15 protein-coding genes are annotated in these 22,858 nt (G+C 54.8%); 11 read left to right on the top strand and 4 right to left on the bottom strand.

Going from position 1 to position 22,858, the window contains the following annotated elements:
- Positions 1 to 38: 38 nt before the first annotated feature.
- The 3 genes from FHT67_RS18855 (at position 39) to FHT67_RS18845 (ending at position 4,953) form a co-directional block, all read left to right on the top strand.
- A complete protein-coding gene (locus FHT67_RS18855) occupies positions 39 to 2,288 on the top strand; it encodes a glycoside hydrolase family 3 C-terminal domain-containing protein (protein ID WP_481856721.1) in 2,250 nt (749 codons plus the stop codon).
- On the top strand, positions 2,285 to 4,201 hold the full coding sequence (locus FHT67_RS18850; protein WP_167200654.1) for a beta-N-acetylhexosaminidase: 1,917 nt from the start codon (positions 2,285 to 2,287) through the stop codon (positions 4,199 to 4,201). The genes FHT67_RS18855 and FHT67_RS18850 overlap by 4 nt, the downstream gene beginning before the upstream one ends.
- A 125-nt stretch (positions 4,202 to 4,326) precedes the next feature.
- On the top strand, positions 4,327 to 4,953 hold the full coding sequence (locus FHT67_RS18845; RefSeq protein ID WP_167200652.1) for an SGNH/GDSL hydrolase family protein: 627 nt from the start codon (positions 4,327 to 4,329) through the stop codon (positions 4,951 to 4,953).
- Positions 4,954 to 5,086: 133 nt separating this feature from the next.
- Here FHT67_RS18845 and FHT67_RS18840 read toward each other — a convergent pair whose 3' ends face one another.
- Complete coding sequence (locus FHT67_RS18840; RefSeq protein ID WP_132311914.1) at positions 5,087 to 5,959, bottom strand: LysR family transcriptional regulator; 873 nt, start codon at positions 5,957 to 5,959, stop codon at positions 5,087 to 5,089.
- 218 nt (positions 5,960 to 6,177) lie between these two features.
- Between FHT67_RS18840 and FHT67_RS18835 the strand changes: the two genes are divergently transcribed.
- Complete coding sequence (locus FHT67_RS18835; protein WP_167200650.1) at positions 6,178 to 7,209, top strand: NADH:flavin oxidoreductase/NADH oxidase; 1,032 nt, start codon at positions 6,178 to 6,180, stop codon at positions 7,207 to 7,209.
- A gap of 103 nt (positions 7,210 to 7,312) precedes the next feature.
- Here FHT67_RS18835 and FHT67_RS18830 read toward each other — a convergent pair whose 3' ends face one another.
- The gene (locus FHT67_RS18830) at positions 7,313 to 8,152 is read right to left on the bottom strand and encodes an AraC family transcriptional regulator (protein ID WP_167200648.1); all 840 of its coding nucleotides are present in this window, start codon (positions 8,150 to 8,152) and stop codon (positions 7,313 to 7,315) included.
- 190 nt (positions 8,153 to 8,342) lie between these two features.
- Between FHT67_RS18830 and FHT67_RS18825 the strand changes: the two genes are divergently transcribed.
- The 6 genes from FHT67_RS18825 to FHT67_RS18800 all read left to right on the top strand — a co-directional run bounded on the left by FHT67_RS18825 (position 8,343) and on the right by FHT67_RS18800 (position 18,080).
- Positions 8,343 to 10,814, top strand: a complete 2,472-nt coding sequence (locus FHT67_RS18825) for a beta-mannosidase (protein ID WP_167200646.1) — start codon at positions 8,343 to 8,345, stop codon at positions 10,812 to 10,814.
- A 164-nt stretch (positions 10,815 to 10,978) separates the two neighbouring features.
- Positions 10,979 to 11,869, top strand: coding sequence for an ABC transporter permease (locus FHT67_RS18820; RefSeq protein WP_132311922.1), 891 nt, complete (start codon positions 10,979 to 10,981; stop codon positions 11,867 to 11,869).
- Between the two features lie 3 nt (positions 11,870 to 11,872).
- Positions 11,873 to 12,772, top strand: a complete 900-nt coding sequence (locus FHT67_RS18815) for a carbohydrate ABC transporter permease (RefSeq protein WP_167200644.1) — start codon at positions 11,873 to 11,875, stop codon at positions 12,770 to 12,772.
- An 85-nt stretch (positions 12,773 to 12,857) separates the two neighbouring features.
- Positions 12,858 to 14,552: a type 2 periplasmic-binding domain-containing protein gene (locus FHT67_RS18810; RefSeq protein ID WP_132311926.1), complete on the top strand. Its 1,695-nt coding sequence runs from the start codon at positions 12,858 to 12,860 to the stop codon at positions 14,550 to 14,552.
- Positions 14,509 to 16,458, top strand: a complete 1,950-nt coding sequence (locus FHT67_RS18805) for a cache domain-containing sensor histidine kinase (RefSeq protein ID WP_243867288.1) — start codon at positions 14,509 to 14,511, stop codon at positions 16,456 to 16,458. The genes FHT67_RS18810 and FHT67_RS18805 overlap by 44 nt, the downstream gene beginning before the upstream one ends.
- A 2-nt stretch (positions 16,459 to 16,460) precedes the next feature.
- On the top strand, positions 16,461 to 18,080 hold the full coding sequence (locus tag FHT67_RS18800) for a response regulator (protein ID WP_167200642.1): 1,620 nt from the start codon (positions 16,461 to 16,463) through the stop codon (positions 18,078 to 18,080).
- 10 nt (positions 18,081 to 18,090) lie between these two features.
- Here FHT67_RS18800 and FHT67_RS18795 read toward each other — a convergent pair whose 3' ends face one another.
- Complete coding sequence (locus FHT67_RS18795) at positions 18,091 to 19,569, bottom strand: sulfatase (RefSeq protein WP_167200640.1); 1,479 nt, start codon at positions 19,567 to 19,569, stop codon at positions 18,091 to 18,093.
- 242 nt (positions 19,570 to 19,811) lie between these two features.
- On the opposite strand from FHT67_RS18795, the gene FHT67_RS18790 reads away from it, so the two are divergent.
- Positions 19,812 to 21,932 (top strand): alpha-galactosidase, encoded by a 2,121-nt coding sequence (locus tag FHT67_RS18790; protein ID WP_167200638.1) that lies wholly within the window; start codon positions 19,812 to 19,814, stop codon positions 21,930 to 21,932.
- 19 nt (positions 21,933 to 21,951) lie between these two features.
- Here the strand turns inward: FHT67_RS18790 and FHT67_RS18785 are convergent, their stop codons facing one another.
- Complete coding sequence (locus FHT67_RS18785) at positions 21,952 to 22,842, bottom strand: AraC family transcriptional regulator (RefSeq protein ID WP_132311934.1); 891 nt, start codon at positions 22,840 to 22,842, stop codon at positions 21,952 to 21,954.
- Positions 22,843 to 22,858 lie beyond the last annotated feature (16 nt).

Here is a 22,858-nt window from a genome sequence, read left to right as displayed (position 1 = left end):
CTGCTCAGGTACGAGATATAAAAGCGCTGATCGCGCAAATGACACTGGAAGAGAAGGCGAGTATGTGCTCCGGTTCGGATACGTGGCATACCCGCGGCATTGAACGCCTTGGCATTCCGTCCGTGATGGTAACGGACGGCCCGCACGGTCTGCGCAAGCAGCGCGCGTCGGCGGATCATTTAGGCTTGTTCGACAGCGTTCCGGCTACTTGCTTCCCGTCCGCGGCGGGTGTTGCAAGCTCGTGGAACCGCGAGCTGATCCGGCGGATGGGCGAAGCGCTCGGCAGGGAATGCCAGGCCGAGGAAGTAGCGGTGCTGCTCGGTCCGGGAGCGAATATCAAGCGCTCGCCGCTTTGCGGACGCAACTTCGAATATTTCTCGGAGGACCCGTATTTGTCCGGCGAGATGGCCGCCCATCATATCCTTGGCGTACAGAGCCAGGGGGTAGGGTCTTCGCTGAAGCATTTCGCCGCCAACAATCAGGAGCACCGCCGCATGACCTCCGATTCGATTGTAGACGAGCGGACGCTGCGCGAAATTTATTTGGCAAGCTTTGAAGGCGCTGTGAAGAAAGCTCAGCCTTGGACGGTGATGTGCGCGTACAACAAAGTGAACGGCGAATTCGCGTCGGAGAATAAAGAGCTGCTCACGGATATTTTGAAGGAAGAATGGGGTCACGAAGGTTTTGTGGTGTCGGATTGGGGAGCGGTGAATGAACGGGCCAAAGGGCTTGCAGCCGGACTAGAGCTTGAAATGCCGGCAAGCCATGGGGAAGGCCAGCAGCAAATTGTAGAGGCGGTTCGCGGCGGCGAGCTCGACGAGGCGAAGCTGGATGAGGCCGTTGAGCGTTTACTGAACATCGTGTTTCGCGCGGTGGAAGAGCGGCGTCCGGATACGGTGGTTGATCCGGAAGAGCATCATCGGCTGGCCCGCGAAATCGCCCGCGAAAGCATGGTGCTGCTCAAAAATGAAGACGATATTCTGCCGCTTGCCAAAGGCGGGAAAATCGCCGTCATTGGAGCCATGGCCAAAGAGCCGCGTTATCAGGGAAGCGGAAGCTCCCAGATCCGGCCGACCCGGCTTGAGGATATTAGCGAGGAGCTTGCGAAGTCAGCCGGAGACACGGCAACGCTTCTTTACGCGAAGGGCTATGAGCTGAATGCGGAGGAGCCGAAGGAAGAGCTTATGGCAGAAGCCATTCAGCTGGCCAAGGCTTCGGACGTTGCGGTTCTGTTAGCGGGGCTGCCGAGCCGTTACGAATCCGAAGGGTTTGACCGCAAGCACTTGCGGATGCCGGCCAATCAAGCTGCGCTGATCGAAGCCATCGGCAAGGAGCAGCCGAATTTGGTCGTCGTTCTTAGCAATGGGGCCCCCATCGAGATGCCATGGCTGGATAGCGCGAAAGGCGTGCTTGAAGCGTACTTGGGCGGGCAGGCCCTAGGCGGGGCAATCGCCGATCTGCTGTTTGGCGACGCTAATCCTTCCGGCCGGCTGGCGGAGACGTTCCCCGTACAGCTGAGCGACAACCCGTCCTATCTGTTCTTCCCGGGCGAAGGAGATAAAGTGGAGTACCGGGAAGGGATTTTTGTCGGCTACCGCTATTACGACAAGAAAAACATCAAGCCGCTTTTCCCGTTTGGTCATGGTCTAAGCTATACGGATTTTGCATATTCGGAGCTTGCCGTGGATAAAGAAACGATGATGGATAACGAGACCATGCATATTTCCGTTAAAGTGACCAACACTGGGCAGCGGGCAGGAATGGAAGTCGTGCAGCTGTATGTGCGGGACAAGGAAAGCACTGTCATCCGTCCGGACAAGGAATTGAAAGGGTTCGATAAAGTCAAGCTGGAGCCGGGTGAATCCAAGGTTGTAACGTTCGAGCTGGATAAACGCAGCTTCGCGTATTATGACGAGCAATTGCGCGAATGGATCGTAGAAACCGGCGAATTTGAGCTGCTGATTGGGCGCTCCTCCCAGGATATCCTGTTGTCTGAGACCGTAACCGTGCAGTCGACGACAGCCCGCAGAATGGTGTACCATCGCAATTCGACCTTGTCGGAGATCAGCCAAAGCCCATCCGGACAAAAATTCGTTAACCAGCTTATCGCTAACCTTCCGTTCTCTGCCGGACTCGCGGACGAACATGCCGCGATGCTGCGGGCCTTTATGGAGCATATGCCTCTTCGCGGTTTGCTCTCGTTTAGCGGAGGCAAGTTTACGGAAGCGGGACTTCAGGCTATATTGACGCAGCTGAATGCGCAAGATCAGGAGGGACAAGAACGATGACAACGCCGAACTATCTCTATCCTCAGCCTCGGAGCTATAAGTCGTCAGGAAAAAAATCGCCTGCCGCCGTCCGGTTCGAGATTTATCCGGTTGGCGAAGAAGCGGTACGGATGGCGGAAAAGCTTGAAGTCGCGGATCGCCTTGCCGCTTACGCTTCGGCTGCGGACTCAACGGAGCATGCGGCAACGCTGGTCGTTATCGAGCATCAGTCCGGACTTCATCCGCAAGGTTATGTTCTGGAGTGGAACTCCGCGGGACTCCGGCTCGCGGCAAGCACGGCACAAGGCCTTCATTACGCGCTGCTCACCGCCGGACAGCTGATGGAGTCGCAGCAAGGGGAGTGGGCGCATTGCCTGATCGAGGATGAACCGGATTTTCCGGTCCGCGGCGTTATGCTCGACATCGGCCGGAACAAAATTCCGAAGATGGAAACCTTGTTCGCGTTCGTCGATCAAATAGCCGCGTTGAAGTTCAATCATCTTCAGCTTTATATGGAGGGGTATAGCTTCGACTATGAGAAATATCGCGCTTTATTCCCGGAAGCAACGCCTTTAACGGCTGCGGAATACCGGGAGCTGGACGCTTACGCTTCAGAACGGTTTATCGATCTCGTGCCAAGCCAGAATTGCCTGGGCCATATGTATCCGTGGCTTACGAAGCCGGAGCTCCGGGATATAGCGGAGCATCCGGACGGAATGCCAACGCCGATGTCCTTCAAGCTGCCGCCTACGACCATGAATCCGGCAGACGGGCGTTCTGCTACGCTTGCCAAGGATCTGTTCGACGAGCTGCTCCCGAACTTCTCTTCCGAATATGTCAATCTGAATATGGACGAGCCGTTTGGGCTTGGCACCGGCGCGAGCAAAGAGCGGGCGGACGAGATTGGCGTCGGCAAGCTTTACATGGAATATGCGAAGCAGATGTTTGCTATAGTCCGTTCCCATGGCAAAAAGCCGATGATGTGGGGAGACGTGCTTACGCATCATCCGGAGCTTGTCAGCGATCTGCCGGACGATGTTACGGTGCTGCATTGGAATTACGATGCTCCGATTCCGTACGAACCGCATTGCAGAAGGCTGCAGGAGCATCATATCCGCTATTACGTCTGCCCGGGAACAAGCGGCTGGTCCTCCATCGCAGGCCGCACGGACAACATGCTTGGAAATATTGCCGATGCGGCGAGGAATGGCCTGGCGTATGGCGCGGCAGGACTGCTCGTCACCGATTGGGGCGATGGCGGACATTGGCAGGTACCGTCCGTCAGTTATCCGGGTCTTGCGTATGCAGCCGGTGCCAGCTGGCAGTTGAACGCCAATCTGGATCATTTGGATGCGCTCAAGCATCATGTCTCGCTCAGGATGCTGCAGGATCGAAGCGGAATCGGCGGAGAGCTGCTCATGACTTTAGGCCGTTACTGCAACATGGAGAGATGTACGATTGAAAACGCTACCTATACGAGTTATTTGCTGAACCACGGGCTGTCCTCCCAAGAGACGCTGGAGCGGGACACCCAATTGCTGCCACGCATTGCGAAGCTTCTGGGAGGCGTCGGCACGCCATTCGAGCTCGACTATCGTTATTCCGAAATAAGCGAATGGCTGAATGCGCGGCGCGGGGAGGTTGAAGCACTGGAGCTCTTTGGTCCCGACGCGGAGCTTGTGAAGGACGAGCTGTTAAATACGCTGCGGTTAATCAAGCAAGGAGCCGGCCTGCACCGGTATATTTATCGCCAGGAGCTCGCGGATGATGCGGCCCTGTTGGATTGGCTGAAGCATCTGCATACCGAGCTCTTGACGGTAATGGATGAATTCAAGCGTCTCTGGCTGGCCCGCAACCGCGAAGGCGGTCTGGCTGACAGTATGGCGGCTTTTCGTAAGCTGATCGGGCAGTATGAGGAACAGCTGCAGCAGTGATGGGGGGCTTGCGCGGATGGTATTTTTAGATGCCTGCAGTATAAAGGCATGGTCTACCATGCAATGAGTTTGGAAAAGTGTCCTATGAAAAACGATCAGAATGTAAAGGGGAGGATACCGGCACGATGAACACTATTTTATGCTTTGGAGATTCCAACACGTACGGCTTAAACCCGCGAGGAGGACGATTCCACCGGAACGTTCGCTGGCCGGGTATTGTTCGGGAGCTGCTTGGACAAGAATACGAGATCATAGAGGAAGGGCTGCCGGGGCGGACAACCGTATGGGAGGACCCGGTAGAAAATGTGATGAGCGGCAAAGCTTATTTGCCTCCTTGTCTGCGATCGCACGCACCGCTGGAGCTGGTTGTGCTTATGCTTGGAACCAATGATCTAAAGGCGCGATATGCCGTTTCCGCTGCGGATATTGCGCTAAGCGTACTGTCGCTGGTTCAACTCGTTCGCTCGACGCTCCCCGGAGACGGCGAACGAACGAGTCCCCAAGTATTAGTGCTCGTCCCTCCGCCGATTCGGGAGGCAGGGTTGTCCGCCAGCATATTTGCCGGCGGAGAAGCCAAGTCGAGAAGGCTAGGCGAGGCTTTCAACAAGCTGAGGCCTTATACAGATGCAAGCATCCTCGATTTAGCTGCTGTTATTACGACAAGCGAAATTGATGGTTTGCATTTTGACGCTGAGGAGCATAGGAAGTTGGGAGAAACGGTTGCCAGAGAAATAAAAGCCATGCTGGAATAATCATTAGTAAAAGAAGAGATCGTTCTCAGGGCAGAGGATGCTGGTGTGTCCCCTATTAAACAACATTAATTTAATAACATCGATTTTGACTCGCCGAAAACCCTTGATTTTACTGGATCTCTTATAAAGAACTTTATGTTCTCTCATCTCGGCGGATAATCGAAATAATTTCCTGAAGCTCAGGCAAATGCTTGTGCTTGCTCTTATAGCCAATTAACAGATCATTGGTGACGGTCAGATTGTCGAAGCAGGTATGAATGTCAGCTTTCGAATTATCGAGCAGATAGGTAGGGATGACGCTGATTCCGGCTCCCATCTCGACGGCTCTAATAACCGCATGCAGATTGGGAATCACATGCTTGGGCTTGATTAGAGGACGTCTCTTGAAATGCTCTCTCCACAGACGCCTGATAATCGGGAGCTCCAGCCCGTAAGAAATCCATCGCTGCCCGGACAGCCATTCCTCGATTTCTTTGGGATGACGAAGTTCGGGGATCTCAAGCGATGCCGGTGTTATAATCGTGAACGTCTCTTCCATAAGCAGCTCATACTCAATGCCGGGCACGATAAATTTCTTCGGAGTAATAATAAGCTCCACCTGATCCTCCTTCAACAGCTCCAGCAATTGATCCGCCGTTCCGAAGTAAGAGACGCTGCACATGCCGGAATTCGCAACCTTGGGAAGAAGCAGCTCCTGGAAATATTCCAGAGACAAGCCGATGCGGAACACTTTATTGTTCGGCAGGGACGTGGATTTCAGCGCGGCCGTGGTTTCCTCCAGCGATTCAACTAACGGCGCAACCCGGGAATACAGCTCTTTGCCCCGCTCGGTTACGACAAGTCTCCTGGATACGCGCGTAAATAAGGCTTCGCCTACTTCAGCCTCCAAGGCGGCGAGGTGCTGGCTCATGGCGGGCTGCGTCATCATTCTGGTCTTGGCGGCTTCGGAGACCGAATGATGCTTGTATATGGCGATAAAGCTTCGATACCATTCAAAATCGACCATTTTGATGTTCCACCCTCTACAGTTCAATAAAACGGATTATAAATTTTTTTATGGTTTAATGCAATTTATATAATTAGTTTTATTGTAGAGGCGAGGGTATAATGGGCTCTGTAACCTTCTTTTGCAAAAGCCTGTTCATGAGTTGTCCAAACCTGGGTACATTATGATGTAGCCGGATCGGAGCCGTGGAACTATAGAAATAGAGGAGAGATTGTATTTTGAAGCACTTATTTACTCCGTACGAGATTAAGAGCTTGTCCTTGAAAAATCGCGTCGTTATGCCGCCGATGTGCCAATACTCGGTAACGGCCAAAGACGGCATCGCAAACGATTGGCATTACACGCATTACGTCAGCCGCGCGGTTGGCGGCGCGGGATTGATTATTATCGAAATGACCGACGTCGAGCCGGACGGCCGGATTACGGACTATGATCTGGGATTGTGGTCGGATGATCATATTCCGGCCTTAGCCCGCATTGTCGATGCCGTCCATCAGCATGGGGCGAAAATAGGCATTCAGATTGCCCATGCCGGCCGTAAAGCCGAGGATGCGGAGCTGCCGGTAGCCCCGTCGGCTATTCCGTTTGACGAAAATTCCAAAACGCCTCGAGCTTTGACTACCGAAGAAGTAGAGCAAATAGTGGAGAAATTTAGACTTGCCGTGCGCCGTGCCGTACAGGCTGGCGTAGATACGATTGAGATCCATGGTGCCCATGGCTACCTGATCCATCAGTTCGTGTCCCCGCTGACGAATAAAAGAAGCGATAAATACGGCCAAGACCGGGCGCTGTTCGGAACAGAAGTCATTAAAGCCGCGAAAAGCGAAATGCCGGCCCATATGCCCTTAATTATGCGGATTTCCGCTAGGGAATACGTAGAAGGCGGCTATGGCATTAACGAAAGCATCGCCTTTGCGAAAGAATTCCAAGAGGCCGGCGTTGATCTTTTCCATATCAGCGCGGGTGGAGAAGGCCAAATTGCGGCTGCGGGCAGACCGGGCACGCATGCGGGTTACCAGGTGCCTCTCGCTAGAGCCATTAAAGAAGCATTGAAAGTCCCGGTTATTGCGGTCGGCAGACTAGACGATCCAGCGCTTGCCAACTCCGTGATCGGCAACGAAGACGCGGACCTCGTAGCCGTTGGCCGTGGGATGCTTCGCAATCCATACTGGGCTCTGGAAGCAGCAACCGTTCTCCACAAAGAAATCGATGCTCCAAGACAATACGAGCGCGGCTTCCCGCGCGATTAATATAACGAAGGCGGGACAGCCTGATAGGCGTGCCCCAAATATCGCAAAGAGGCTGACTCAATCCTAGGTTGAGTCAGCCTCTTTTTGTTGCATAGCCTGCTTTTCATTGCCAGTTGCGGATTTTCCCCGGCGCAATCCCATAGGCGTCTTTAAAGAGATGGTAGAAATGGCTGAGATTATCGAACCCGGCTTCGTAAGCGATATCGACGATGGGAAGCTGCGTGGTGAGCAGCAGGTTTTTGGCATGGCCTAGCTTCAGGTGGTTTAAATAAGCCGTTGGCGTCATGCGGAGATATTGCTTGAATACGCGGTTAAGATGGCCGTCGCTGCGGTCCGTCAATTCTCTCAGGCGGGGCAGTCCGGCGCTGAAATTTTCTTTCCGCTGCAGCTGCGCGAGCAGATGGTCGAACCATTGCGGCAGCGCTTGCGTGCTGTCGTTCCGGAACTCGAGGAAGAAATGGGTTAAGGCATCGCTTAAGAAGCTGCGGGCCATCGTTCTTGCCTTCTGTTTGTCGGTCGAGTTAAACAGCTGGATTTGCTCGCTTTTTCTCATGAGAGCCTCCATGTCCGTTCCGGGCAGCATAATGACGGGCGGAAGCTGCGGACTTCGGAGCGCCTGGTCAAACGCCGCGTGGCCGATATAATCGAAAGCGCCCTCTACGACTTCCTTGTAGAAGTTGACGTTCAGGAACTGGCAGTCCTCTCCTTCCAGCAAATCATAGCCATGCGTGTCGTCGGGGCGGATGAATACCATGGCTCCCTCTCTCAACAATTGCGTATTCCCATTGACCAGGTGCGTGCACCGGCCGGAAATGACGATAAAGATTTCGTAGAAGTCGTGTCCGTGCAGAGGGTACGCATGCCTGACCGAATCCACGATGTGAAAATTGGATTGCACAAGCGGATCAATCAAAGCTGCCGCGTACAGCATGGGAGCGGTCATGGCGGCTGCCTCCTTAAGTCGTTGTTAGTTATTTGATGTTAATATAGCACAAAAAAAGCATCTGCGTTACAAGACGAATTCTCTCGCCGAGTGCTACGATAAGCCCGAATCATGCTTCCCTTTCGTCATAGCGGTTAGTCGGACGCATCATTCCAGTACAATCCATATATTTGAAAGCAGGTTGATAAGCATGCGCTCAGTAACGCTAAACGGCAATTGGACGATGAAAAGAACGGATGAGGCGGAGTGGAACAATGCCATTGTTCCGGGCTCGGTATTTCATGATCTGCTGTCTGCGGGCAAGATGGAGGATCCCTACTTCCGCGATAACGAATACGATATTTTGGAGCTGACGAAGTTCGATTACGAATACCGCCGCAGCTTCCTCGTCGACGAGGATCTGCTGCTCATGGACCGCGTGCTGCTCCGCTGCGAAGGACTGGATACGCTTTGCGAGGTTTACGTCAACGGACAAGCCGTTTTAAATACGGACAATATGCACCGGACCTACGAAGCGGATGTGAAGGGGCTGCTCACCGCAGGCAGCAATGAGATTCACGTCATTATCCGCTCAGCCACGAACTTCGTGCTTGCGAAGGATAAGGAGCTTTTTCTAACGAGCTGCGCCGACGCCGTACCGGGCATCTCGCATCTGCGCAAAGCGCATAGCATGTTTGGCTGGGATTGGGGTCCGCAGCTGCCGGATATGGGGATTTGGCGGGACATGTCGCTTTGCGGCTTCCATATCGGCCGGATCGAAGATATCTACCTTACGCAGCAGCATGGCGACCATAACGTCAACGTGAATATCGCCGCGGAATTGCAGCGCTGGTCCTCCGATGAGCCGCTTGCCCTATACGCTACTATCGAGACACCGGACGGAAGGACGCTTGGGGCGTCGGCCGCTCAAATCGGAGACAGCGCAAGTCTTGCGATTGAGGTTCGGGATCCCGAGTTATGGTGGCCGAACAATCTCGGAAGCCAGCCTTTATATGCGGTTCGGGTTGAATTGCGGAGCGGAGACCGGATTCTGGATGAACGCTCGCTGAGCATTGGACTCCGGACGCTGCGGGTCGTCCGCCAGCCGGATAAGTGGGGTGAGTCGTTTGCGTTTGAAATAAACGGTCATCAGATCTTCGCGATGGGCGCCAATTTTATTCCGGAGGACAATATCTTCGGGCGGCGCAGCAACGAGCGGACGGAACAGCTGATCCAAAGCTGCGTGGAAGCTAACTACAATTGCATCCGCGTCTGGGGCGGCGGTTATTACGCCGACGATTATTTCTACGACCTGTGCGACCGGCATGGCCTGATCGTATGGCAGGATCACTTATACGCTTGCGGCGCTTACGATTTCAATGACGAGTTCAAGGAAAATATCCGCCTCGAGACGATCGACAATATGAAGCGGATCCGCCACCACGCCTCGCTGGGCCTATGGAGCGGAAATAACGAGCTGGAATACGCCTGGGCGTATTGGGGCTGGACGGAGCGTTACGGCGAGAAGCAGCGCGACGATTACCTGAAGCAGTTCGAAGAGTTCCTGCCGGCGCTGTCGCAGTCGCTTGATCCAAATACGTCCTATTTGCTATCATCGCCCTCATCCAAGGGGGGGATCGACGATCCGAATAATGAAAATATCGGTGACATGCATTATTGGGACGTCTGGCACGGACGCAAGCCGATAACGGAATACCGGACGCTGCATCCCCGTTTTATGTCCGAGTTCGGATTGCAATCGTTCCCGTCCATCAAGACGGTCGAGACGTTTACGCTCCCCGAAGACCGCAATATTTTCTCGCGGGTGATGGAGGCTCATCAGAAGAACGGCACCGGCAACGAAAAGATCATGTATTACATCAGCGAGTATTTCAAATACCCGAGAAACTTCGAGAAGCTGCTGTACGTCTCCCAGCTCATCCAGGCCGAAGGGATGCGGGTTGGCGTGGAGCATTGGAGACGCAACCGGGGCAGATGCATGGGGGCGGTCTACTGGCAGCTTAACGACATCTGGCCGGGCGCATCCTGGTCGAGCCTGGATTACTTCGGCAGATGGAAGGCGACGCATCATGCCGCCAAGCGGTTTTTTGCGCCGGTGCTTGCATCCGCTCTGGAAGAAGGGACAACGGTATCGCTTCATGTGACCAACGAATCGCTGCAGGCCGTAAGCGGGCAGCTCCGCTGGCGGCTGCTGGACCGCAAGTCGGAGGCGATCCAATTCGGAGAAGCCGACGTAACGCTGGATGCGCTCGCTTCGGAAGAGATCGTCTCGCTGGACTTCTCGGAGACGCTGTCGACCAAGCAGCTGCTCAGCCAAAGCTATCTCGCCTTCGAATTTGTCATTGGCGGTGAGACGATCAGCGAGGGTACGGCCCTGTTCGTGAAGCCGAAGCATTTCGAGCTGCTGAATCCGGATATCCGCGCCGAGGTGACGGAGGAAGACGACCGTTTTGTCGTCAAGCTGGAGAGTCAGGCGTTTGCGCCGTTTGTCCTGCTGGAGCTGAGTCATGCCGACGCCCGCTGGAGCAACAACGTATTTGCTCTTTCTGCGGGCCGTCCGGCCGTTGTGACGGTACCGAAGGACGGCTTGTCCGAGCCGCTTAGCCTGGCTGCGTTCCGCGAACAGTTAGCGGTTACTAGCTTATACGATACGTTTGAATAATGTTCTTTAAAGGGAGGACACATGCCAGGCAATAGCCGTTTGCGTGTGTCCTTTCTCTTCGGGGCGCCAATCAAATTGACAAACATAGCGATAGAAAACCAATCGTTGTTGCGTAGTTCGAAAGGCCGGCGCTGCGTACAATTAAGCTAGAAAGAGGTGATACGATGTCTGCCATACTTAAATACAAATGGCAATATCTCATGATCATGCCGGCCGTCGTGCTGCTTCTGCTGTTCAGCTACGTGCCGATGGCCGGTATACAGGTCGCGTTCAAGGACTTCCATATCGGCTATACGATTTGGAACAGCCCATGGACCGGCTTCGAAAATTTCGCATTCCTTCAGGACAGCCAATTCTGGCTGGTGGTGAAGAACACCGTGTACATCGCGCTGCTTAAATTCGTATTCGGTTTTCCCGCCCCCATTATCTTAGCTTTGATGATCAACGAGGTAAGCCGCGGGGGCTTCAAGCGATTCGTGCAATCGGTCAGCTATTTGCCCCATTTTTTCTCCTGGATTGTAGTCGCTTACATTCTGCAGTCGCTGCTCACGCTGGACAACGGTCTCGTGAATCAGCTGATCGTGTCTCTCGGCGGCGATCCGGTATTTTTCCTGGGCTCGACCGAGTGGTTCCGCCCGATGATCGTGGCGAGCGGATTGTGGAAGGAAGTAGGCTGGAACACGATTCTGTATCTGGCCGCGATTACGTCCATCGACCCGCAGCTTTACGAAGCAGCCAAGGTTGAGGGAGCGGGCCGTCTGGCGCAAATTCGGCACATTACGTTCCCGGGTATTCTGCCGACGATTTCCATCGTCCTGATCCTCAGCATGCCAAGTCTCATAGCGGTCGGCATGGATCAGATTTATCCGCTGATGAACCCTGCCAACCAGCCGGTTGCGGATGTTCTCGATACGTATATTCTCCGGAGCGGTTTGCAGCAAGGCTATTTCGGCAGCGCGACGGCAGTAGGCTTGTTGTCTTCGGTGATCAGTCTGCTGCTGGTTCTCAGCACGAACCAGATATCCAGAAGAATCAACGGAGAGGGGCTCTGGTAACCGATGAAACGTTCAACCGGCGAAAAGTTCGGACAGGCGCTTATTACCCTGCTCCTTCTGCTGCTCTGCCTGACGGTCCTGTATCCCTTCGTTTACATGCTGGCGATTTCCCTGAACACGGGCAGCGACGCCGCCAAGGGAGGCGTATATTTGTGGCCGAGGCAATTCACGTTGTCCAACTTCCATATCGTGCTTGGCAACAAGGTCATTCAGCACTCTTACCTGATTACGATTCTGCGAACGATTATCGGCACGGTGAGCGGCCTTCTAGTGACGCTGCTGGCCGCGTTCGCCTTGTCCTACAGGCAGATGCCGGCGAGAAAGACGCTGCTCGCGATCGTTCTGATCACGATGCTGTTTAGCGGCGGTCTCATACCGTTCTATATTCAGCTGTATGATTTGTCTCTGATCAACACGTTCTGGGTATACGTTCTGCCAAGCGCCTTTTCAGCCTGGAATATGTTCGTCATGCTGAAGTTTATCCAAGGCATTCCGGAAGCGTTGATCGAATCGGCGGAGATGGACGGCGCGAAGCCGCCAAGAGTCCTGTTCTCGATTATCATTCCGTTATCCAAGCCGATGCTCGCCGCGCTTGGTCTCTTCACGGGCGTTATGCACTGGAACGACTGGTTCGCCGGCACCTTCTTCGTCTCGGACCAGAATCTCATTCCGGTCCAAACGTTCTTGCAGCAGCTGCTCTCCGCACAGGATATCTCGGTGGTGATGGGCTCCAATAATAGCGTGGAGGCACTCGCGCGGGGCAGCCAAAACCTGGCTCAGGTGACGCTGATGTCCGTGAAGATGGCAACCGTCATGGTAAGCGCCATTCCCATTCTGTGCGTGTATCCGTTCCTTCAGCGGTTTTTCGTCAAAGGCGTACTTATCGGTTCGGTCAAAGGATAAGACATTCCGTTCTTGTTGCATGTTATCGCAGGGTATTAGGATTGACCACATATACCAAAATAGCCAGACAGAGAGGGGAAAAAACATGAAAAGTCGCGCATTTTACGCGAAATCGACCACAGCCGGCGCGCTCGCCGCGCTTATGCTGGCCTTAACCGCCTGCTCGGGCGGAGGCGGCAGCTCGACGAACTCGCCATCGCAGGATCCGGAACAGACCGGGCAGACGGCCGAGGGAGGCAAGCAGCAAGGAGGAAAGTTTAATCTGTGGCTCGGATGGACGACCACCGTCAATAACGACAGCATGGTGCAAAAATATTGGAGAGAGAACGAACCGTTCATCGATGTGCAGATCGAATCCACGCAAGGCGACGCTTCCACCGCGCTTAACCTGAAGCTGAATACGGGCGGCTTCGATGATGCGGCCATCTTCGGGCGGAGCGACGTTATCAATACGTCGATGGTTCGCTCCGGTACGATCCAGCCGCTTGAGAAATACTTCGACATGCCGGACAAATATCCGGGACTCGCTTCGATTCCGAAGCAATATCTGGATGCGATGAAGGACAAGGACGGACATATCTGGTCCATTCCGACGTGGTATGACCAGAACCCGGAAGATCCATGGCCGGGCTGGGCATCTCTTGGTTGGTTCGTACGCGAGGACGTCCTGGAGAAAGCGGGCATGAAGAAAGAAGATTTGGCTACGATTGAAGGCGTGGAGCAATATTTGAAGGCGGCAAGCCAGCAGACCGACGCCTCCGGCAACAAGCTCATCCCGCTGGGCTTCCTGTCGGATGCCAACGACGAGAACGTCATTCTGAACACGTTCGGCGTATCGACCAGCGGCGGCGGCGTCGTACCGGTGGAGAAGAAGGGCGACGACTACGAGTTCATCTATGACAATCCGCAATACAAAGAAGCTTACAAGTGGATGAACAAAATGTACAACGAAGGACTAATCGACAAAGAAGCGATCACGGACAAAAAAGAGCGCTACAAGGAAAAAAATCAGTCCGGACGCATTGCGATGAACGTTGGCGGATTCTTCAACATGGATGCACATCTGTGGGAAGTGCTGAACGGACCTACCGCACCGGCCTGGTATTATCAGACTGTTCCGTATCCTAAGGTGGCCGGCGTAGACAAAGTCGGCATTAACACCATCATTAATCCGAATCCGGGCGATGACGTGTATATCAGCAAAAATACGAAAAATCTCGACGCCATACTCAAATTCTTCGATTATACGCTTACGCCTAAGCCGGAAATGCAGCAAGTCGTCAATGAAGGACCTGCGGGAACCTTCTGGGATTGGGTGGATAAGCCGCTGGGCAAATGGCATTATATCGACGAGAACTACACGGCGCTTCACGATTCCGGCGATGCAGCGAAGAAAGCAAGCACAACGCCTGAGCTTTACGCAACGTCCTCGTACAGCAACGAGTGGTATCCATGGTGGAATTACGAGGCTACCGACACCGTAGCGGGACGACAGAAGACAATCGATTTCACCAACGCAATCAGCAAAATGGGAGCTATTCGGGTTGCGGAGCCGTATGACTTGGTCAAATCGGAACCGGGCAGCCTGTGGGAGAAATATTCGCCCGAGCTGGAAAACGTAAGGAAGGAATACAAGGCCAAGCTGATGATGGCCAAGGACGACAAGGCCTTCGAAGCGGCATGGACCGAGTTCCAGTCGGCGCTTGAGAAGCGCGCGCATTGGAGCGAGCTGAAGGATGAATGGCATCAGCTGCTATCCAAGCAATTCCCAGGAGCATAAACACATAGATACGGCGCAGCTCAGCCGTAAGAGAAGGGAAGCCGGGATGCCGGCTTCCCTTCCGTCGGCTGCGGCCGGGCATTTTTCAGGAAAGGAGCGGGGCCTTTTGCGCTTCCCTCTCTCTCGATGGATCATCCGATTTACCCGCGGCATGAGTCTCCGCGGCAAGATTTTGTCCTTATACGTGCTTATTCTGCTGCTGCCTACGCTGCTATTGGGAAGCGGTTCCGCGTATTTGGTTGCCCGTGGCTTCCACAACAGCTATTTGTCCGCCGTGGATGAGACGGTCCTGCAGACGGCGCAGATTACCGATTTCAGCAAACGAAACTACGATCTGTTGGCCGTCCGAACGGCGACCGACGGCGAGCTGATAGCCCGTCTCTCCAGGCAGTACGACGATATGACGGAAGTGGTGGATACCGTCAATTACGTGGACCGCACCTTCCTGCTTACGGGCAAGTATTTGCCCGGCATTTTGGATTTCCGCATTTATCATACGAACGATACGCTCGTGCAGGACGGTCAGCTGTTATGGCGCCCGGAATCGAGAATCATTGCGGGCCAGAAGGAAAGCGCGTGGTACCGGGATACCATGGCTGCCGCGGAGCCTCTCAAATGGAGCAGCGTGCCGGGAAGCCAGGATCGCGTCGTCATCACGCACAAGATTGTAGACAGGACGGGGACTCCGCTGGGTCTCGTTTATATATTGCTGGACTATGACGCTGTATTCGGGGAGCGGGTCGACCGTCCGTTTAACGATAAGGGAAGCTTGTTCATCGTGGATAACAACCGGAGCATCCTGGCGGCAACCGACCGGGAGCAGATCGGGAAAAGGCTTGCGCTAAGCGAGTGGCAAGAGGAACTCCAGGAGGACGACATCAACGATAAAGCTCATTGGCTCGATCTCACGCACAGCAAAGAGCTGCTCATCGTGAAGCCGCTATCTTCCGGTTGGAGCGTTGTTTCGTCCACCGCGATGAGGCAGCTCAGCACCCAGGACCGCATGATCCTGCTTCTTATTGCCGGGATTACGATCTTCTTTTTGCTGCTGTCCGTATCTTTGATGATGACCGTCGTGCAGAACATCGTTCGGCGGATCCGCAAGCTTGGCAACCGAATGGGCGATCTGTCCCGGGGTGAATTCGAAGCGGCCATCCGCTACAGCGAGCAGGACGAATTAGGCGACCTGGAAAATAGGTTTAACCTGATGTCCGAACGTCTTGGAAAACTCGTCGAAGACATCACGCAAGCCGGCTTGCAGGAGAAGGAGCAGGCATTCAGGGCATTGCAGGCCCAAATCAATCCGCATTTTATTTATAATTCGCTGGGGCTGCTCCGCTGGCGCGCCATGGATGCGAGGGATCAGGAGCAAATTCAGATTATCGACGCGCTGACGACCTTCTACCGGCTGACACTGAACAATCAGATTAGCGTTATCCGAATCAGGGAAGAGGTAGAGCATGTGAAGGCATACCTGGAAATCTGCGAATTCCGCTATCCGGGCAAAGTCCGGCTTGAGTGGGAAATCGACGAATCGGCGCTTGACTTGTATACGATCAAGACGGTGCTGCAGCCGATTGTGGAGAACTGCTACCAGCATGGCGCTATTGTCCGCAAGCAGGACGCTTTCATTCGTATTTCCATTCATACTAGGGATGGCCGGGTCATTATGTCGGTGTTCGACAACGGGCAGGGCATTTCCGGGGATACGATCAGGCAGCTGGCTGAGGGAGTGTACGAAGGGAAAGGGAACGGTTTTGGCTCCACGAATATTAAGGAGCGGCTGGCGCTGTATTTTGGCGACGATGCTCATTATACGATAGAAAGCGCTTTGGGAGCATGGACGCTGGTTACGATTGATTTTCCGGCCTGCCGGGTCCAGCCAGTCATTAAGAAGGGGCGATAGGGATGCTGAACGTACTTATTGTGGATGACGAAATATCGCATGTGCAGGGACTCGTCCGGTTTATCGAATGGGAGAAGCTTGGCTATGCGGCACCGTCGACGGCAGAATCTGGAGAGGAAGCCGTAGAGATTCTTCAAGGCACGGAATTTGATGTGCTGATCACCGATGTTTCCATGCCCGGCATGACGGGGATCGAGCTTGCGGCGGAGGCGAAGCGGCTTCATCCCCATATTCAGATTCTGATGATCAGCGGCTACAACGAATTCGAATTCGTCCAGGATGCCATCCATGTCGGCGCTCAGGCCTATGTACTGAAGCCGCTCAAGATTGAAGAGGTGGCTTCGCGTCTGCAAAGCTTCCGGAGCGCCATTGAGATGCGGAAGGAAGTCGTGGAGCAGACCCGGGAGCTTGAGAAAAAAGTGTCGGGCAGCGTAAAGCTCGTCAAAGAAAGGTTCGTCGACGACCTGATTGCCGAAGCCCTTCCCGTCGATGAGTTAATGGCTTCTTGGGACGGCCTGCTGACGCTTCCCGTTCTGGATCCCGGATACCAGATTATCGTGCTTGGCCTGGACCGCAATCCCTCCTCCGGGCAGGAGGCGAAGCAGCGGATGCTTCTTGGCAGCAGCTTTAAGAAAACGGTGGAAATCGCCTTCTCCCATGACGATTCCGTCTGGCTTGCGCAGACTTCGTTCGACGAATTCGTCGCGCTCCACGTTAATCCGTCGCCGGCAGCGCGCGCCAAGGCGGAGAAGCAATATCAGTTTATTCAAGCCATCATGAGCGAGCAGTACGGGGCAAGCGTGACGATCGGCTGCAGCCGCGAAGGCTTCGCTTGGGAAGAAGCGCCGCTGCTGTACATGGAAATACGGTTCAGCATGACCAAGGCGAGGCTGATCGCCGACGGTCAGATCGTGCGTGGAAGCGAAGCGGAGCCGGGCGACTTTGCGGCCTACCGGATGCATGACGAATTTATTCCGGGCTTGCTTAAGCGGCTGGACTCCGGCGATGCCGGGCAGGTTGCCGAATACATGGACCGGATCAAGGACGCGCTGCTTGCGACGGGGAATGCTTCTTTCTCCTATGCGCAGGCCTTCGCCATGAGCTTCCTGGGCGAGCTGATCCGTCATTTGAAGTGGAAGAACGAGCCGGACAGCGAAGCGAACATTCTGCTGTGGCGGCAAATGCTCGATTGCGGAAGCGCCTTGCAGCTGGCTGAACTGCTGACCGGCTACGTGCAGCGTTATATGGATACCGAGCAGAAAGCGCAATTGAACCAGCAGCATAACCTGATCCGGAGAGTATCCCTGTTTATTGAGGAGCGGCTTCACGAGCATTGGACGGTGAAGCAATTGGCGGAGCAATTTAATTTGAATGCCAGCTATCTCAGCGTGCTGTTTAAGAAGGAGATGGGAAGGACGATTTCCGAGTTCGTTCAGGATACCCGCATTACGCGCGCCAGAAAGCTGCTTCAGGATCCCAACGTTAAGGTCTACGAGGTCGCCGACCAGGTGGGCATTCAGACAACCGCGTATTTTACTTATTTGTTCAAAAAGCTGGTGGGCGTCACCCCGCAGGAGTACCGGGATTACGGTTATTCACCAGAAGACGCCCGAGACCTTTAAACAGCCTTCTTCAGCTCAAGCCAAGACGTTCGTATTGCTCGGGCGGCGCATCGCTTGCCTTCATAAGCGAGATGAGCAGCCCCTGCATCCGGTTCTCGGCCTCTTTGTCCTCCAGCGGCCTCAATTGATCCGGATCGTTAACCGTGTCGTAGAGCAGGGTCCCCATCCGGTGGGCGGGGACAAAGCTGTCCGCTTTGATCCGGAGCGTGCGCACGCCTTTCGTAAACGGGAAGGGCTCGGCCAGCTCCATGCCGCGCAGCTCTTCAATGGAGAACAACGAGGCCATATGCGTAGGCATCAAGGTGTAATTGTATAAAGGCGAGTTGTCCGGATGCACGGGGGCGCGCATATAAACGTATTGCCCGTCGGTGCAGTTGACGTGGGCGCCATGTATGCCGAACAGCACGGCTTCGCGGCTGCGCCGTCCTTCGGCTTCCGCCTTAAGCGCCTCCGACAGCGGGATGCCGGTCATATCCGGCGGGGCCGGAACGCCAAACAGCTCGAGCAGGGTTGGGGCAAGATCGATCATTTGCGTTAATTGGCCGCATCTTCTGCGGTGGTCGCCAGAGCGCGGATCCCATAGAAAAAGCGGTGTGCGGGCGATTTCGTTATAGAAAGGCATCATGCTTTTGCCCCACCAGTCATGCTCGCCGAGGAGCAGGCCATGATCCGTCGTGACGATCAGCATCGTATCCTTCCACAGATCATACTCGTCCATTGCGTCCAATACCTTGCCTAGCGAAGCGTCGCACATGCTGAGCAGCGCCGAATATTCGAAGCGGCAATGCTCGATTTCCTGCCTGGTTTCCTGTACCTTGGCGTAATTGGGCCAGTCGAAGGGCTTGCCTTTATAGTCATGGGGATAGAGCTCCCGGTAGGCTTGCGGCGCAAAAAAAGGCTCATGCGGGTCAAAGGCTTCGACCTGCAGAAGCCATTTGTCTTCGCTCCGGTTGGTCCGAATAAACTCCAGCCCCTTCTCGAAGGTCTGCGACTGGGAATGGTCGGCCTCCGTGCTCAAATATTGCCGGTTAATCCAATCCTGCCGGAACAGCCATCCGCGATACCCTTCGTATCGATGGACATGCTCCGGAATATCGGGATTCGCGACAACGCCTTTCCAAGGATCGCCTTCCTGCCCGCGCACGTTGTCCCAGGTCGTATATTGGTTATGGTAGGTTGCGCCGCCTGCCTCCCAGTAATGATAGTGGTCGCTGACCAAATGCGAATAGACCCCTTGCTTCCGAAGCAATGCGGGCAGGGAATCGTCAAAAGGCTCCAGCGGTCCCCAGCTTCGATGCAGGAAGTTATGACGGCCGGTGAGCAGATCCCGTCTTGCGGGCATGCAGGGCATGCTGCCTACCCAGTTGTTGTCAAAGGTTACGCTTCTTTCCGCAAGCCTGCTGAAGTTGGGCGCATGGACATCCTTTCCTCCGTAGGGAGGCAGCATATGGCGGTTCAGCGAATCGAACATGACGATTATGGCTTTCATTCGGATTCTCCTTTTGCGGGAATTTATTTGAAATTAAAGAAATCGGATCATCGTGCATCTTCCGCGACTTCATTATACCCCCTTGCGGGGGAGAGGCCATTGGCACAGCGGTTGGATTTTTATCGTTTTGATTGCCTGCTTGTCTGAATCATCATATCGTCCATCATTATCCGTATATCGTTAATGGATTCGCGCTTCTTTTTTCCGTACGATTAGCCCATCAAATACATGAGGTGATTCTCTTGAGCATACAATTCGATTCCGATTTGCGGTTATTTTCGATCTCGACGGCAAACAGCTCCTACGTGTTTGGATTAAACGATAGGGGGATCCTGCAGCATTTGTATTGGGGGGCTCCCGTTGACGCTGCCGACTGCGCGCTCCTGATGGGTTCCCGTTCGCATAGCTCGTTTGACGCCGCGCTTGACCGGGAAGCGGAAGAATACGCCTACTGGGGCGGACTGTCGTATATGGAGCCAACGCTGAAGGTTCGCTTGCACGATGGCGTGCGCGATTTGCGTCTTGTCTACGACGGCTATCAAACGGAAGCAGAAGGCGGCAAAGAGACGCTCACCATTACGCTGAAGGATGAGACGTATCCAATTGAAGCCCGTCTGATCTATACGGTGGTGCCGGGGCTTGATTTGATTGAGCGGTCCGCGGTTATCGTGAATACGGGCAGCGAGGATATCGTGCTGGAGAATGCCCAATCGGCCGCATGGACGATGCCAACGCTTGAGCATTACCGGCTGACGCACGTAACGGGCAAATGGGCCGGCGAGTTTCAACGGAGGGAGACGGTGCTGTCGGAAGGGAAGAAGGTGCTGGAGTCCCGCCGCGGTTTTACAGATGCCCACGCGAATCCTTGGTTTGCGATCGACAACGGCAGAGCAACGGAGGAAGCCGGCGAGGTATGGTTCGGGGCGCTGGCCTGGAGCGGCAACTGGAAGATGGTCGCGGAGAAAACGGCGTTTGACCTTGTGCGGGTAACGGGCGGCATCAACGACTTCGACAGCGAATGGACGCTGGCTTCCGGAGAAAGCTTCGAGACGCCCGTATTTATCGGGGGATACGCTTGCGGCGGATTTGGTTCGATGAGCCGCATGCTGCATCGGTATCAGTATGAAGTCGTGGCTCCCGGACGGGACTTGCGCAAGGTGCTGTACAATTCGTGGGAAGCGACGTACTTTGACGTTAACGTGCAGGACCAGACGGCCCTTGCCGAACGTGCGGCGAAGCTTGGCGTAGAGCTGTTCGTCATTGACGACGGCTGGTTCGGGCAGCGCAACCACGACCGGGCGGGTCTTGGGGATTGGACCGTTAATCCGGAGAAATTCCCGAACGGGCTCGGCGAGCTGATTGACAAGGTTCGCGGACTTGGCATGGAGTTCGGCATCTGGGTCGAGCCGGAAGCCGTAAACCCGGACAGCGAGCTGTACCGGAAGCATCCGGACTGGGTCTACCATTTCCCGACCCGCTCGCGGACGGAGCTGCGCAATCAGCTTGTCCTCAATATTTCCATGCCGGAAGTTAAAAGCTACATCATCGGCTTTATGTCCGATCTGCTGGAGCGTCACCGCATTTCCTTCGTGAAATGGGACATGAACCGGACCATTACCGAGCCGGGCATGATGAATCATCCGCTGAACCGGCAGAAGGAACTGTGGATCCGCCATGTGCGCAGCCTGTACGAGATCTGGTCGGAGCTGCGCGAGAAATTCCCGCATGTCGCGTTCGAGACCTGCGCGGGCGGCGGCTCCCGCATCGACTTCGGCATGCTGCGTTACGCGGACCAAGCTTGGCCAAGCGACAACACGGACGCTTTCGACCGGCTGAGCATTCAAGAAGGCTTCTCGTATGCGTACGCGCCTAAGCTGATGACCTGCTGGGTGACGGAAGAGGTAAGCGGAATGAACAAACGCGCGACTTCCATCCCGTATCGCTTCCACAGCGCCATGACGGGCACGCTTGGCATCGGCGCCAATCTGAATCATTGGAGCGAGGAGCAGCTTGCGGAAGCGGGCGCTTTGGTCGCGCAGTACAAAACGGTGCGTCCGCTCGTTCAGGAAGGCCGGCAGTATCGCTTGAGCATGCTGAGGCATAAAGGCGTCGAAGCGGTGCAATACGTCGGCATCGGCGAAAGCGGGGAAGAGGAAAGCGTGCTGTTTGCCTTCCTGCATTCGCAAAAGCTGGGAGACCGATTCCCGCGCTTGCTCCTGCAGGGCCTTAACCCGGACAAGCAATACCGCGTTGAAGGCATCGATGGCGTGTTTAGCGGACGCGCGCTTATGCGGATCGGAGTGGAGCTTCCGCTGAGAGGCGACTTCGACAGCCTGATGTACCATATCCGGGAACAACGATAATCCTATCCGAATGGGGAAGTTATCCTTTGTGCGTGCTCCGGTACGCGGAAGGCGACTTCCCCATTATTTTTTTGAACAGCCGGGAGAAGTAGTAGGGATCCTGGAAGCCGACGCGTACGCCAACGGCCTTGACGCTTTGATCCGTCAGGTCGAGGTATTGGCTGGCCAGCTGAATCTTCAGCCGCAGGTAATAATCGATCGGCGAATAGCCGGTCTTTTTTTTGAACAATTGGGTAAAATGGGGCACGGAAAGCGCCGCTTCCGCCGCAAGCTCCGCCAGCGACACATTATCCTCCAGATGCTCCGTCATATATTGGATCGCTTTCTCGATGTCGAGCTGCCTGCGCGGACTTGGGGCAGCCTGGCGAAACGCATGAACTAACCGGATTATGCCTGCCAGATGGCAGGCGAGCTGCGAGACGTAGACGACATGATCCAGCGTATAGCCTTTCAGCAGCATCTCGTAGCATTCGTCGAACAGCCCGATAATCGTCGAGGACCGTTCCACAGGGATGGGTACGGGGGCTGCTTTCCCATGCTCGCCGAAGAAGGAGGACGCAAGCTCGCCTTTCAGATGGATCCAATAGATGGTCCATGGTTCCTCTTCCGACGATCCGTATTCATGGGGCGTGCCGGCGGGAATGACGGCAAGCTCGCCCTTGCGCACCTCATGGCGCCGCTCGTCGTCCAGCTTGACCCATCCGCAGCCGTCCGTACAGTACATGACAATATAGGCCTCGCTTCCTTCCGGACGGCGGCGGTAGTGGTGCCGCGCGTAAGGGAAGCAGCCGATATCCGTAATATGAAGGGGCCGGATAAGAGGATGGGCGGCATATTCGGCCAATATGTGGTCGGGAAGCACGATCAGCTTCTGCGAGGGGAAGCCTTCTTCCTTTAATAGTCTATCCATGCCTTTGGATATCCTC

The sequence above is a fragment of the Paenibacillus sp. BK720 genome, assembly GCF_011761545.1.
Taxonomy (GTDB): Bacteria; Bacillota; Bacilli; order Paenibacillales; family Paenibacillaceae; genus Pristimantibacillus.
Note: the sequence above shows the minus strand (reverse complement) of the source record. Positions and strands in the feature narration are given on the sequence as shown.